Source organism: Paracoccus sp. MKU1, assembly GCF_001447385.1.
Lineage (GTDB): Bacteria > Pseudomonadota > Alphaproteobacteria > Rhodobacterales > Rhodobacteraceae > Paracoccus.
Genome location: NZ_LLWQ01000130.1, coordinates 1 through 12,472, shown reverse-complemented (window position 1 = coordinate 12,472; position 12,472 = coordinate 1). Strand labels below are relative to the sequence as shown.

Annotated in this window: 14 protein-coding genes and 1 tRNA gene; 3 read left to right on the top strand and 12 right to left on the bottom strand. The window is 67.9% G+C overall.

Annotated features, from left to right (window positions below; all coding sequences use genetic code 11):
- Window positions 1–583 (bottom strand): Clp protease N-terminal domain-containing protein (locus tag AQY21_RS08635; protein ID WP_304438416.1); only part of this gene is annotated, 583 nt, incomplete at its 3' end.
- A 153-nt stretch (window positions 584–736) separates the two neighbouring features.
- Here AQY21_RS08635 and pyrF point away from each other — a divergent pair.
- The gene (gene pyrF, locus AQY21_RS08630; RefSeq protein WP_058097289.1) at window positions 737–1,429 is read left to right on the top strand and encodes an orotidine-5'-phosphate decarboxylase; all 693 of its coding nucleotides are present in this window, start codon (window positions 737–739) and stop codon (window positions 1,427–1,429) included.
- Here the strand turns inward: pyrF and AQY21_RS08625 are convergent, their stop codons facing one another.
- From AQY21_RS08625 to AQY21_RS08605, 5 genes are read right to left on the bottom strand one after another with little or no spacing between them, the layout of a single operon-like run.
- The gene (locus AQY21_RS08625) at window positions 1,430–2,059 is read right to left on the bottom strand and encodes a glutathione S-transferase family protein (protein WP_058097288.1); all 630 of its coding nucleotides are present in this window, start codon (window positions 2,057–2,059) and stop codon (window positions 1,430–1,432) included. It lies immediately after the preceding gene.
- Between the two features lie 51 nt (window positions 2,060–2,110).
- A complete protein-coding gene (locus tag AQY21_RS08620) occupies window positions 2,111–2,506 on the bottom strand; it encodes an NUDIX hydrolase (protein ID WP_152988168.1) in 396 nt (131 codons plus the stop codon).
- A gap of 20 nt (window positions 2,507–2,526) precedes the next feature.
- Complete coding sequence (locus AQY21_RS29700) at window positions 2,527–2,799, bottom strand: NfeD family protein (protein WP_058097287.1); 273 nt, start codon at window positions 2,797–2,799, stop codon at window positions 2,527–2,529.
- Window positions 2,796–3,683 (bottom strand): SPFH domain-containing protein, encoded by an 888-nt coding sequence (locus AQY21_RS08610; protein ID WP_058097286.1) that lies wholly within the window; start codon window positions 3,681–3,683, stop codon window positions 2,796–2,798. The genes AQY21_RS29700 and AQY21_RS08610 overlap by 4 nt, the downstream gene beginning before the upstream one ends.
- Before the next feature lie 18 nt (window positions 3,684–3,701).
- Window positions 3,702–4,565 carry an N-formylglutamate amidohydrolase gene (locus AQY21_RS08605; RefSeq protein WP_058097285.1) on the bottom strand — a complete coding sequence of 288 codons (864 nt, stop codon included), beginning with the start codon at window positions 4,563–4,565 and terminating at the stop codon, window positions 3,702–3,704.
- Window positions 4,566–4,749: 184 nt separating this feature from the next.
- Between AQY21_RS08605 and AQY21_RS08600 the strand changes: the two genes are divergently transcribed.
- A tRNA-Val gene (locus tag AQY21_RS08600) sits at window positions 4,750–4,824 on the top strand.
- Between the two features lie 84 nt (window positions 4,825–4,908).
- Window positions 4,909–5,034 (top strand): type B 50S ribosomal protein L36, encoded by a 126-nt coding sequence (gene ykgO / locus AQY21_RS08595; protein WP_024842876.1) that lies wholly within the window; start codon window positions 4,909–4,911, stop codon window positions 5,032–5,034.
- Window positions 5,035–5,432: 398 nt separating this feature from the next.
- Here ykgO and AQY21_RS08590 read toward each other — a convergent pair whose 3' ends face one another.
- The 6 genes from AQY21_RS08590 to AQY21_RS08565 form a co-directional block, all read right to left on the bottom strand.
- Window positions 5,433–7,154: a peptidoglycan-binding protein gene (locus AQY21_RS08590; RefSeq protein WP_058097284.1), complete on the bottom strand. Its 1,722-nt coding sequence runs from the start codon at window positions 7,152–7,154 to the stop codon at window positions 5,433–5,435.
- A gap of 28 nt (window positions 7,155–7,182) precedes the next feature.
- Window positions 7,183–8,400 (bottom strand): phenylacetate--CoA ligase family protein, encoded by a 1,218-nt coding sequence (locus tag AQY21_RS08585; protein WP_058097283.1) that lies wholly within the window; start codon window positions 8,398–8,400, stop codon window positions 7,183–7,185.
- Window positions 8,401–8,418: 18 nt separating this feature from the next.
- Window positions 8,419–9,243 carry an ABC transporter ATP-binding protein gene (locus AQY21_RS08580; RefSeq protein ID WP_058097282.1) on the bottom strand — a complete coding sequence of 275 codons (825 nt, stop codon included), beginning with the start codon at window positions 9,241–9,243 and terminating at the stop codon, window positions 8,419–8,421.
- A gap of 53 nt (window positions 9,244–9,296) precedes the next feature.
- Window positions 9,297–10,577: an ABC transporter substrate-binding protein gene (locus AQY21_RS08575; RefSeq protein ID WP_058097281.1), complete on the bottom strand. Its 1,281-nt coding sequence runs from the start codon at window positions 10,575–10,577 to the stop codon at window positions 9,297–9,299.
- A 47-nt stretch (window positions 10,578–10,624) separates the two neighbouring features.
- The gene (locus AQY21_RS08570) at window positions 10,625–11,701 is read right to left on the bottom strand and encodes a branched-chain amino acid ABC transporter permease (protein ID WP_058097280.1); all 1,077 of its coding nucleotides are present in this window, start codon (window positions 11,699–11,701) and stop codon (window positions 10,625–10,627) included.
- 143 nt (window positions 11,702–11,844) lie between these two features.
- On the bottom strand, window positions 11,845–12,472 hold a 628-nt coding region (locus AQY21_RS08565), incomplete at its 5' end, for a branched-chain amino acid ABC transporter permease (RefSeq protein WP_161905983.1).

The window sequence follows — 12,472 nt, the reverse complement described above, 5'->3', positions numbered from 1 at the left end:
ACAGCACCTGCATAGCGCGGCGGATTTCCTCGTCCCGGCCGATGATCGGGTCGATCTTGCCCTCGGCCGCGGCCTCGGTCAGGTTGCGGGCGTATTTCGACAGCGCCTCATAGCTGTCCTCGGCGCTGGCGGTGTCGGCCGTCCGGCCCTTGCGGACGTCGTTGATGGCACCGTTCAGGGCCTGCGCCGTCACCTTGCCCGCCGTCAGCGCGTCGCGGGCATTGGTGTTGACGACGGCCAGCGCGGTCAGCACCCGCTCGGCCGGCACGAAACTGTCGCCGGCCTTCTTGGCCAGCTTCTCGGCCTCGTCCAGCACGCGCACCAGCGAGGGATCGACATAGACCTGTCCCTGCCCGCCGCTGACCTTGGGCTGTTTCGCCACCGCCTGATCGACGGCTTGGCGCACCGCCTGGGCATCCCCGCCGGCGCGTGCGATCAGGTTGCTGGCAAAGCCCTGGTCGTCGTCCATCAGCGCCTTCAGCAGATGCTCGGGCATCACGCGCTGGTTTTCCTCGCGGATCGCTATGGTCTGCGCCGCCTGCAAAAAGCCCCGCGACCGTTCCGTGAACTTTTCCATATCCATATGAAAATCCTTTCCTCAGCCCCCGCTTTGGATCGCCCGCATTGGCACGATCCGGCTCGGGTCCTGCCTGTCACATGGGCAGGACGAAACGGGGTTTCAAGTCGGTCGGTTCCCGCCTATAAGCGGGCCGTTTGTCGCAGGCTGAGGGGAACCATGGACGACCGTCTGATCGTGGCGCTGGACGTGCCGAACGCGCTGGCCGGGCTGGAACTGGCCCAGAAGATCGGCGATGCCGCCAGCTTCTACAAGATCGGCCTGGGCATGCTGACCGGCGGCGGCCTGGCGCTCGCCAACGAGCTGAAGCAGGAACATGGCAAGCGCATCTTCCTGGACATGAAATTCTTCGATATCGGCGCCACGGTCGAGGCGGCGGTGAAGGGTATCGCGCAATACGACCTGGATTTCCTGACCGTCCACGGCGACCCGCATGTGGTGCGGGCGGCGAAACAGGGCGCGGCGGGCTCGGGGCTGAAGATCCTGGCGGTGACGATCCTGACCTCGCTGGACCGCGCCGACCTCGACGCCGGGCTGATCGTGCCGGGTGATCTGGCCGAGATCGTCGCCACCCGCGCCGCCCGCGCCTTCGAGGCCGGGGCCGACGGTGTCATCGCCAGCCCGCGCGAGGCGGCGCTGATCCGCGCCCTGCCCGAGGCGGCGGGCCGGCTGATCGTGACGCCCGGCGTGCGGCCGTCGGGCAGCGATGCCGGCGACCAGAAGCGTATCGAGACCCCCGCCACCGCCATCGCCAGCGGCGCCGACCATATCGTCGTCGGCCGGCCGATCTGGAGGGCCGAGGACCCCCGTGCCGCGGCGCAGGCGATCCAGGCGGAACTGGCCGGCCGCTGATCAGCCGAAATTGCGCCGCAAGACCGGCGCCAGATCCTCGCGCGCCGCCGTGGCGCGGGCGATGGACCAGACCTTGGGCGCGTTCGCCTGGAACCATTCCGGGCCGGGCTTCCAGTTGGTCATCACCGCCAGATAGATGTCCAGCGCCGAGAACCGCTCGCCCAGGAACCAGGGCGCGCCCACCACGCCCTCCAGCGCGGTCCAAAGCTCTTGCAGGCGCGCAGTGGTGGCCTCACCCAGTTCCTTCTGTGCCGCCGGGTCGGTCAGGAACCGCGCCGGATCGTCGCCGAAGGTAAAGCAGGGATAGACCTGCGCCACCAGAAAGATCAGCCAGCGCAGGAAGCGCGGCCGTTCCGAGGCCCCGGCGGCTGGCACCAGATCGTCGCGCCCGGTCATGTCTGCCAGGTGCAGGGTGATCGCCGCGCTTTCCGACAGCACCCGCCCGTCGGGCAGGATCAGCACCGGGATCTGCCCCGCCGGGCTGATCCGCATCAGGTCGCGCCTGGCAACCGGATCCAGGAACAGGTCCGCGACCTCGATTCCCTCGGCCTCGAGCCCGTAATGCGCCAGTTGTGCCTCGACGATGGCCGAGCCCCAGCCGTTGCGACGGTATAGCTGCATCCGAGACATGCATGCCTCCTTCCTGTCGATGGCCCGATCATGCACAGGAGCGGGCGATTTTCAAATCCCGCAGCCCGATCCGGCAAGAACAAGTCGCACCCGATCCCGGAAATGCGGCACGGCGCGCGGATGGCCGAGGAATTCCGCAACCGGCATCATCCGCCATTCCTGCCCTTCATCGCCAAAGCGGATCGCGGCGATCTCGGCAGCGGTGATGGTGCCGCGAAACAACCACGACGCGCGGCCGGGTTCGTTGACCGAGGGAAAGGCCCGCCCCGTCAGCCGCCCGGACGCAAGCCGCAGCCCAAATTCCTCGTCAAGCTCGCGCAACGCGCATTCGACCGGCGCCTCGCCCGGCTCGGCCCCGCCGCCGGGCAGATCCCAATACGCGGGAAAGCGGATCCAGTCGTAATCGTCGCGCAGGCAGGCCAGCAGCTGTGCGCCATGGGTCAGCACCAGCTTGGCACCGTCAAAGCCTAGTTGTCGTTGATGTCGCGGGTCCAGCGCCGCACCTCGCCCCGGTTCCTGCCGAAGATGCGCCGCAGCGCCAGCCAGATCACCCCGGTCAGGATCGCCGTGACCACCAGCGCCATCGGCAGCCCGGCCGGCCACAGGCCCAGAAGCAGCGCCAGCCCCATCAACAGCACCGCGCCGGCCAGGCCCAGAAAGAACCAGCCCGGCAGCGCCAGTTCCACCGCCGCCAGGATCAGCGCCGCGATGATCCAGAGCCAGCCGTTCGCCCAGCTCATTTGCCGCCCCGCAACATGCGGAAGGCGTCACCCAGCGCCTCGACGGCCGAGGCGGGGACGATCACCGTCTGCTTGCCCTGGCCCTTGCCGACCTCGGCCAGCACCTCGACCTGGCGCATGGCGACCTGGTATTGCGCCGCCTCGATCCCGCCCTCGCGGATCGCCGTGGCGATGGCCGCGGTGGCATAGGCCTCGGCATCGGCCAGCAGCCGCTTGGCCTTGGCCTGCTGCTCGGCGGCGTAAAGGTCGCCGTCCGCGGCCAGTTCCACGGCGCGGCGGCGGCCCTCGGCCTCGGTCACCTGGGCGCGGCGGGCACGTTCGGCATTCAGCTGTTGCAGCATGGCGGCCCGCGTCGCCTCGTCCAGGTTGACGTCCAGGATCTCGGCCCGCGTCACCTCGATGCCCCAGTCGTCGACGATATTGGCCAGCGATTCGCGGATGCGTTCGATCAAGGGTGCGCGGTTCGACTGCACCTGATCCAGCTCCATCGTGCCGATCTCGGATCGCACGATCCCCGCCACCGTCGTGGTGATCGCCGCATCCACGTCGCGGATGCGATAGACGGTCTTTTCCGGCTCGATGATGCGATAGAAAACGCTGGTCTCGACCTGCACCAGCACGTTGTCGGCGGTGATCGCATCCTGGCGCGAGGTCGGCAGCTGGCGTTCCAGGATGGAGATCCGATGCGCCACCCGATCCAGGAAGGGGACGATGAAGTTGATCCCCGGCCCCAGCACGGCATGCAGCCGGCCGAAGCGCTCGACGACGTATTTCTCGGATTGCGGGACGATGCGGACGGCGCGGCTGACGGCGAACAGGATCACCAGCGCCAGCACGATCAGGGCAAGGTTCTGGCCGATCATCTCGGCGAATTCAGGCGGCATCGCGGCTCCTTTCCTTGGTCATTCGGCGGCGAAGGCCGCGTCGCTGCTGTCCGGGCGCAGCTGCGCCAGCCGGGTGATGACGCGGGCGAAGCGGACCCGGAACAGTTCGAAATCCGGGCGCGGCTCGATCCGCCCCTCGTCCATGTAGAGCGAACGGTCTAGTTCCAGCTGCACCACATGGACATTGTTGCGCGGCCGGCCATAGGTCTGGGTGATATAGGCGCCCGAAAATGGCGAGTTGCGCCGCAGCCGGAAGCCCTCGGCCGCCACCGCTTCGGCCACGCCGGCGCTGATGCGTGGCGCCGCCGAGACCCCGTTGCGATCGCCCAGCACCATGTCGGGGCGCGGGCGCGGCAGATGGGTCAGCGCATCGCGGGGCATGGAATGCATGTCGATCAGGATGGCGCCGCCGAATCGCGCCACCGCCTCGTCGATCAGGCCCGAAAGCGCCCGGTGATAGGGATGCCACAGCCGGGCGATGCGGCTTTCGGCCTCGTCCCGCGGGATCGGCCGGTCATGGATGGCGCGCCCCTGCGAAACGACGCGGGGAATCACCCCCAGCCCGGCCATGATGCGCGGATTGGTCATCGCCGGCGCCGCGCCCGAGACCACCAGCGGGTCGATCTCGTCGGGACCGCGGTTCAGGTCCACCACGCAGCGCGGCACCCGGGCGGTCAGCACCGTGGCGCCATGGTCCAGCGCCGGTTCGATCAGCCGGTCCACGAAGGCATCCTCGGACGAGCGCAGCTGCTGCGAATCCAGCCGCGATTCGGCCAGGAACCAGTCGGGATAGGCCCGCCCCGAATGCGGCGAGGCAAAGATCACCCCGCCCAGCCACCGTTGCGGCCGCATCAGATCGAAAGTTGGCTCTTCCCTGGTCATCCCTGGCGTTCCCCGGCGGCGCGACCGGCGCCAATTCTGGACGGTCAAGACAGAAAGGTTATAAACCATGATCGAGCAAGGCCAATAGCTGTCGATTGAGGGCTTGAAACCCCCGGACGAGGTGGCTATAGACACGCCGATCCAGGCGATCTGGCGGCGCGGGCCGACAGAATCACCTGTCGGGGGGCGGTTAGCTCAGCGGTAGAGCACTACGTTGACATCGTAGTGGCCACTGGTTCGATCCCAGTACCGCCCACCATTCATTTCGCGCCCCCGGGGCTTGTCCGGGGGTATTTCGTTTTCAAGGCGCGACCTAGCGATGCGCCGCGATAGGAGAAGACCGATGAAGGTTCGCAATTCGCTCCGCTCGCTCAAGAGCCGCCACCGTGACTGCCAAGTCGTGCGCCGCAAGGGCCGCATCTACATCATCAACAAGACCAACCCGCGCTTCAAGGCCCGCCAGGGCTGAGAACCGGCGAATCAGCCGAATTCCGGAACGCCCGCAGGCCCCGTGCCGCGGGCGTTTTTCGTATTCCGGGCATGGCGCGCAGCAGGTGGGGGCTGACTGCCCCCACACCCCCGTGGATATTTCCACACGAAAGAAGATCGGAAGCGCGACAGGACCAGTCCACCGCCGACCGTCAGCGCGGCCAGGATGCGGGCGGACGAGAGCCCGCGCCCAGACGGGCCGGGGCGCCGACGGGGTCCCGCGCGATGGCCGCGCCGATCGGCCATGGCGAATTCGGCCGGCGGGCTTGGCAGGGCGACTGCCGAGGCCGGCATTGATGGGCGCCTGTATCGCCATACGCCTCCCGGCCAGGATCGGGAAGAAACCGGCAAGAGGCAGAAGATCGCCCTTTGCCCGCTTCAGCGCAGCACATCCGCCAGCAGGCCCGAGACGGTCTGCTGGGTGACATAGCCGGTGACGCGCAGGTTGCGCGCCGCCTGATAGCGGCGCAGCGCCGCCCGGGTCTCGTCGGTGAATGCGCCATCGACCGGGCCGGGCTGCATCCCGGCGCTGTGCAGCCGCTCCTCGATCAGGCGGCGGGCCGAAGGGGTCAGGCCCAGCACCGCTTCTTCGCGCCGCGCGGCTTCGATACCGGCGCGCAAGGTGGCCAGGCGTTCGCGCGCGCCGGCCGCATGGGCGCCCTGCGGGAAGCGTTCCAGATAGGTTTCGTAAGCCGCAGCCGAGCCCTGGCGGCGGGCCCAGCGCCATGTCGCCTCGTCGCCGCGGGGCGGGTCGGGATCGGTGCCGGCCTCGGACAGCAGGCGCCGCGCCGCCTCGGCATGGAGGCCCTGGGGATAGCGATGCAGATAGGCGCGCAGCCCCTCGGCATCGCCGCTTGCGCCGGTCTGCTGCCACCAGGCGCCGTCGCGGGCGGCGGTTTCGGTGGCAAGACCTTCAGCCTGCGCGGCGATCACCCGGATCTGCGACCGGGTCAGGTGGCCCGTCGCCGCCAGCCCGTTGGCCCGCTGCCAGGCCGAGATCGCCAGGCGCGTGCGCGGGCCGAAAACGCCATCGGCCGGGCCCGGCTGCTGGCCGAGCCGAGAGAGGTGGCGCTGGATGGCGGCCCGCTCGACCGGGTCGAGATCCAGGGCCCGTTCGGCCGCGGCCGGCGAGGGCTGCGCGGCGGCGCTTGCAGACGGGCCGGGCCGCAGTTCGGCCAGACGCTTGCGGGCAGCGCCGGCATGACGCCCCAAGGGAAATTCCTTCAGATAGGCCGAATAGGCCTCCGCGGTATCGGTCGCGGCTGCCTGGGCCCAGGCGGCACGGTCGGCATTCCGGATCCCCGGGGCTCGGCCGATCTGGACCAGCCGCTCACGCGCGGCAGGGGCATAAAGCCCCTGCGGAAAGCGCGCCAGATAGTCCCGATAGGCCTGGGCGCTATCCGCCACAGCGGCTTCGGCCCAGGCGTCGCGGTCGTCGGCCATCGCATCGCCCGCCTTGCGGGGCGGCACGGGCCGCAGATTGCCCGCGCCCGCGGGCAACAGGACCAACGCCCGGTCGGCGGCCACCGCCTGGGCCAGCGTGGCGCCGCCCAGGAACTGGGCCAGGGCGCGGGCACCGGCCTCGGGCGTGCCGGTGACGACCGAGACGCCCTCCGGCGGCGCGAGCGCGCCGATGCCGTTCTCCAGCCCCGGCCGGTGCGGCATCTGCTGCCCGTCGGTGCCGAGGATCAGCACCGCGCCCGGATCACCGTCCGCCATCAGCCGCATGACCAGCGACAGCGGCACGCCCTGCACCCCGGCCGTCGCCGGGCCGGGCGCATTGGTATCGGTGCCCATGAACCATGTCTCGTCCGCGTCATGCAGGAAACGGCCATTCAGCGCCACGATGCGCGCGCCGGGATCGGCATCGGCCCGGGCCAGCGCCTCAAGCAGGCGGCGCAGCGGCCGGGCCTCCAGATCGACGCCCTGCTGGGTGGTGAAGCCCGCCTCGCGCAGCGCCTTCGCCAGCGCCATGGTGTCCGAGCCGGCCAGATCGGGAGCGCTGCGATAATCGGCATTGCCGACGATGACGGCGCGATTCTCGGCCCAGGCGGGCACGGTCCCGATCAGGGCGGCAAGCAGGACGGCGGCAATGCGCATCGGGCGACCTCATTCCGGGGGGCCGGAATCAGTCGTAGCTGCGTCGATCCTCGATCACCTTGCCGTCGTTCGGCAGCGAGCCCGGCGCAACCAGTTCCACCCGGCCGCGAAGTTTCAGTGTATCCAACACCGTTCCTTCGTATCTTGCCGCATCATCGGCCCCGGTTTCCAGCAGCACCGTCATCACATCCATGTCTCCGGCCCGGTCGGCGACCACACGAGCGCGTGAGATCTCGGGGTGGCGGGCCACCAGCGCCGCGACCTGTTCGGGGCGGACGAACATGCCCTTGATCTTGGTGGTCTGGTCGGCGCGGCCCATCCAGCCCTTGATGCGCATGTTGGTGCGGCCGCAGGGGCTTTCGCCGGGCATGACCGCAGAGAGGTCGCCGGTCGCGAAGCGCACCAGCGGATAATCCGGGTTCAGCGTGGTCACCACCACCTCGCCCACCTCGCCCTCGGGGACGGGATCTCCCGTGCCGGGGCGGACGATCTCGACGATCACCCGCTCGTCCACGATCATCCCCTCCATGGCGGGGGATTCATAGGCGATCAGCCCCAGATCGGCGGTGGCATAGCATTGCGTGGTGGCGATGCCGCGATCCGCATAGGCCTGGCGCAGGCTGGGAAACAGCGCCCCGCCCGAGACCGCGGCGCGGGTAAAGGACAACCGCTCGCCCAGTTCCTCGGCCTTGTCGAGCATGATCTTCAGGTAATCCGGCGTGCCGGCATAGACCGTGGTGCCGATATCGACGGCGGCGCGGACCTGCAATTCGGTCTGGCCGGTGCCGGCCGGCAGGGTCGCGGCCCCGACCGCGCGGGCGGCGCTTTCGAACATCATCCCCGCCGGCGTCAGGTGATAGCCGAAGCAGTTGTGGACGATGTCGCCCCGGCCCACGCCCGCCGCATGCAGGAAACGCCCCAGCCGCCACCAGTCCTCGCCGCGCCGGCCCGGCTCATAGATCGGCCCGGGGCTCTGGAAGACGTTCTCGAAATCCGGCGCCGGCCGGGTGGTGAAGCCGCCGAAGGGCGGGGATGCCTTTTGCGCCGCCGAGAGTTCCGACTTGCGGATCACCGGCAACCGGGCCAGCCCTTCGCGCGTGGTGACCCCGTCCGGCTCCACATCGGCAAGGATGCGCGCCAGGGCCGGCGCCGTGCGGGCGCGGGCGACGGCGGCGGGCAGTTCGGCCGCCAGCCACCGGGCCCGCTCATCGGCGCTGCGGGTTTCAAGCTCGTCATAGAATGTCATGGGGATGCCTTTCTGCGCTCAGGCCAGCCAGCGCTTGCGCCGGCGATAGGATCGCACGTCGCGAAAGCTCTTGCGGCCCTGGTCGGACATGCCGAGATAGAATTCCTTGACGTCCGGGTTCTCGCGCAGCGCATCCGCCGGCCCGTCCATCACCACGCGGCCGCTTTCCAGGATATAGCCGTAATGGGCATAGCGCAGCGCCACGTTGGTGTTCTGCTCGGCCAGCAGGAAGGTCACGCCCTCGCCCTCGTTCACCGCCTTGACGATCTCGAAGATCTGCTCGACCAGCTGCGGGGCAAGGCCCATCGAGGGCTCGTCCAGCAGGATCGTCTCGGGGCGCGACATCAGCGCGCGGCCCATGGCGCACATCTGCTGCTCGCCGCCCGAGGTATAGCCGGCCTGGCTTTTCCGGCGCTCCTTCAGGCGGGGGAAATAGGAATAGACCATCTCCAGATCCTGGCGGATCGCCGCCCCGCCGTCGGTGCGGGTATAGGCGCCGGTCAGCAGGTTTTCCTCGATGGTCAGGTGCTCGAAGCAATGGCGCCCCTCCATCACCTGGATCACGCCCTTCTTGACCAGGCTGGCCGGGTCCATGTCCTGCACCCGCTCGCCGCGATAGCTGATCGCGCCCTTGGTGACCTCGCCGCGCTCGGAATGCAGCAGGTTCGAGATCGCCTTCAGCGTCGTGGTCTTGCCCGCGCCGTTGCCGCCCAGAAGCGCGGTGATGCCGCCCTTGGGCACCGACAGGCTGACGCCCTTCAGCACCAGGATGACGTGGTTGTAGATCACCTCGATATTATTGACCTCGAGCAGGGTCTCGCGTTGGGGTGCGGCGTCGAACATGGGCTTGCCCTCCGGGTCGATGGACCCCGGCGGCGAACCGCCGGGGCAAGGGATCAGCAGCGCGGCGAGATGCCGGCTTCCTTGGCATAGGCCTCGCTGTCCTCGAGGATCAGCGGGTCCAGCACGTCCTGATCGGGCTGGGTGAAGTCGGTGATCAGGGTCCATTTGCCGGCCGAGGCGTCCCATTGCTGCAACCGCGCCATGCCGCTGCCGCCGTGGTTGTCGCAGGACATCTTGATCTCGGGGCCGAAGTCCGGCAGGCCCAGCTCGGCCAGCCGCTCGGGGGTGATGTCCAGCGCCTCGAACCCGTCGCGCAGCTGCGCCGCGGTGATCTGCGGCGTGCCGGCCAGCTCCTGCGCCTTGGCGATGGCCTCGGCAATGACCACGGCAGCATACATGCCGCGCGAATACAGCACCGAGCCGACGAACTGCCCGCCCTGCGAGGCCTTGCCCGGATCGATGACGTGCTTCTTCATGTCTTCATAGATCGGATAGTCCATGCCGACGCCGTGGAAGGTCAGCGCCTTGTAGCCGTTGGCACCGGCGCCCACCGGCTTCACGTCCACTTCCGAACCGGACCAGTAGGTGCCGATGAAATTCTCCATCGGGAAGCGGATGTTGGCGGCTTCCTGAATGGCGGTCTGGTTCATCACGCCCCAGCCCCACATCAGAACGTAATCCGGCTTGTCGCAGCGGATTTGCAGCCATTGGCTCTTCTGTTCCTGGCCCGGCGGGTCGACCGGCAGCTCGGTCAGGGTGAAGCCGTGCTTCTTGCCCAGCTCCTGAAGGGTGCGGATCGGCTCCTTGCCATAGGCCGAGTTATGATAGACCAGCGCGATCTTCTTGCCCTCGAGGCTGCCGCCGTTCTGGTCCAGCAGATACTTGATCGCCACGCTGGCACCGTCCCAGTAGTTCGCCGGCGCGTTGAACACCCATTCGAAGATCTTGCCGTTCTTGGCCGAGGTGCGGCCATAGCCCGGCGTGTAAAGCGGGATCTTGTCGGCCGCGACCTTGGGGATCAGCTGATAGGTGATGCCGGTGGACAGCGGGTTATAGACCAGCGCGCCCGAGCCCTTGGTCGCCTCGTAGCACTCGACGCCCTTTTCGGTGTTATAGGCGGTCTCGCATTCCGGGGTCCGGACCCTCTCGCCGCCGATGCCGCCGTCGCGTTCGTTCAGCAGGGTGAAGTAATCGTTGAACCCGTCGGCATATTGCGTGCCGTTCGCGCCATAGGGCCCGGTGCGATAGCTGAGATTGGGCACCACCAGGTCGGCCATGGCCGGGGCCGCCGCCATGACGGCGCCCAATGCGACAGTTGCGAGTTTCAGTTTCATCTTGGTCTCCTCCCCAAGGGTTTTCTGGTCCGCCGGTTGTCCGGTCGTTAATGCGGGAACGGCCAGAGCCGCAGCTTTTCCTTCGTCAGCGCCCAGAGGCGCGCCAGCCCGTGCGGCTCGACGATCAGGAAGAACACGATCAGCGCGCCGACGATCATCAGTTCGATATGGGCGGCCAAGTCGGTCGGCCAGCCGAACTGCGCCACCAGCACGTTCTTCAGGAAGACCGGCAGCAGAACCAGGAAGGCGGCGCCGGCAAAGCTGCCGAAGATGCTGCCAAGCCCGCCGATGATGATCATGAACAGCACCAGGAAGCTCTTGTTGATGCCGAAGGCTTCGCTGGCCTCGGCCGCGCCCAGATAGACCGAGAACAACAGCGCCCCGGCGATACCGACGAAGAAGCTGGAGACGGCAAAGGCCGACAGCTTGGCGGTCAGCGGGTTCACCCCGATGATCTCGGCCGCGATGTCCATGTCGCGGATCGCCATCCATTTCCGGCCCACGCTGCCGCGGGTCAGGTTGCGCGCCACCCAGGCCAGCCCAACGGCAAAGGACAGGCAGATCAGGTATTTCGCCGAGGCCGTGGTGGCGGGCCCGGTCACCGCCCAGCCAAACATGGTCCGTTCCGGCGCGTTGATCTGCCCCGAAGCCGAGTAGTTGTAGAACCACGGCACCTTGTTGAACAGCCAGACCAGGAAGAACTGCGCGGCCAGCGTCGCCACCGCCAGGTAGAAACCCTTGATCCGCAGGCTGGGCAGGCCGAAAAGCATGCCGACGACCGCCGTGATCGCCCCGGCCAGCAGGATATGGATGACGATCGGCACGCCCGGAAAGGCGACCATCAGCTTGTAGACGGCATAGGCCCCCACCGCCATGAAGCCGCCGGTGCCCAGGCTGACCTGCCCGGCATAGCCGGTCAGGATGTTCAGCCCGATGGCGGCGATGGCATAGATCAGGAAGGGCACCAGCACCGCATTGGCCCAGTAGCTGTCGATGACCAGCGGCACGACCAGGAAGGCCACCGCCAGGATCGCGTAATAGCCCCAGCGATCCAGCTTGATCGGAAAGGTCTGGCCATCGTCGCGATAGCTCGTCTTGAAATCACCCGCCTCGCGGTAAAACATCCGTTCCTCCCAGCGTCACGCCTTGCCCGTGGGGGCTTCGCGCCCCCACACCCCCGCGGGATATTTCCCCACGGAAGAACGCAAGATTCCGCGCTTCTTTCGTGTCCAAATATCCCCGCCGGAGGCATAGAATCTTTTCATCCTCAGACCCGCTCGATGATGCGCTCGCCGAACAGCCCCTGCGGCCGGAAGACGAGGAAGATCAGCGCCAGCACATAGGCGAACCAGTTCTCAGTCGCCCCGCCGACCATGGGGCCGACGAAATATTCGAACAGCTTCTCGCCCATGCCGATGATCAGCCCGCCGACGATGGCGCCGGGAATCGAGGTGAAGCCCCCCAGCATCAGCACCGGCAGCGCCTTGAGCGCGATCAGCGAGAGCGAGAACTGCACCCCCGACTTCGTGCCCCACATGATCCCCGCGACCAGCGCCACGAAACCGGCGATCGACCAGACCATGATCCAGATGAATTGCAGGCTGATGCCGACCGACAGCGCCGCCTGGTGGTCGTCGGCCACGGCGCGCATCGCCCGGCCCTGCTTGGTATATTGCGAGAAGCCGACCAGCGCCGCCACCAGCACTGCCGCGATCACCGCTGCCCAGATGTCCAGCCGGTCGATGAAGAAGCCATAGCCCAGCCAGTCGTTGGTCACCGTCTCGACTGTCTCCGAAATGCCCTGCGGCAGCCCGACATCCAGCACCTTGACGTCGGCGCCCCACATCACGTCGCCGAGCCCTTCCAGGAACCAGGCCAGGCCGATGGTGGCCATG

Coding starts and splice junctions, on each gene's coding strand:
- AQY21_RS08625 (WP_058097288.1), bottom strand. CDS start 2,059: ATGTCTCGGATGCAGCTATACCGTCGCAACGGCTGGGGCTCGGCCATC.
- ykgO (WP_024842876.1), top strand. CDS start 4,909: ATGAAGGTTCGCAATTCGCTCCGCTCGCTCAAGAGCCGCCACCGTGAC.
- AQY21_RS08575 (WP_058097281.1), bottom strand. CDS start 10,577: ATGAAACTGAAACTCGCAACTGTCGCATTGGGCGCCGTCATGGCGGCG.
- AQY21_RS29700 (WP_058097287.1), bottom strand. CDS start 2,799: ATGAGCTGGGCGAACGGCTGGCTCTGGATCATCGCGGCGCTGATCCTG.
- AQY21_RS08605 (WP_058097285.1), bottom strand. CDS start 4,565: ATGACCAGGGAAGAGCCAACTTTCGATCTGATGCGGCCGCAACGGTGG.
- AQY21_RS08585 (WP_058097283.1), bottom strand. CDS start 8,400: ATGACATTCTATGACGAGCTTGAAACCCGCAGCGCCGATGAGCGGGCC.
- AQY21_RS08570 (WP_058097280.1), bottom strand. CDS start 11,701: ATGTTTTACCGCGAGGCGGGTGATTTCAAGACGAGCTATCGCGACGAT.
- AQY21_RS08610 (WP_058097286.1), bottom strand. CDS start 3,683: ATGCCGCCTGAATTCGCCGAGATGATCGGCCAGAACCTTGCCCTGATC.
- pyrF (WP_058097289.1), top strand. CDS start 737: ATGGACGACCGTCTGATCGTGGCGCTGGACGTGCCGAACGCGCTGGCC.
- AQY21_RS08590 (WP_058097284.1), bottom strand. CDS start 7,154: ATGCGCATTGCCGCCGTCCTGCTTGCCGCCCTGATCGGGACCGTGCCC.
- AQY21_RS08580 (WP_058097282.1), bottom strand. CDS start 9,243: ATGTTCGACGCCGCACCCCAACGCGAGACCCTGCTCGAGGTCAATAAT.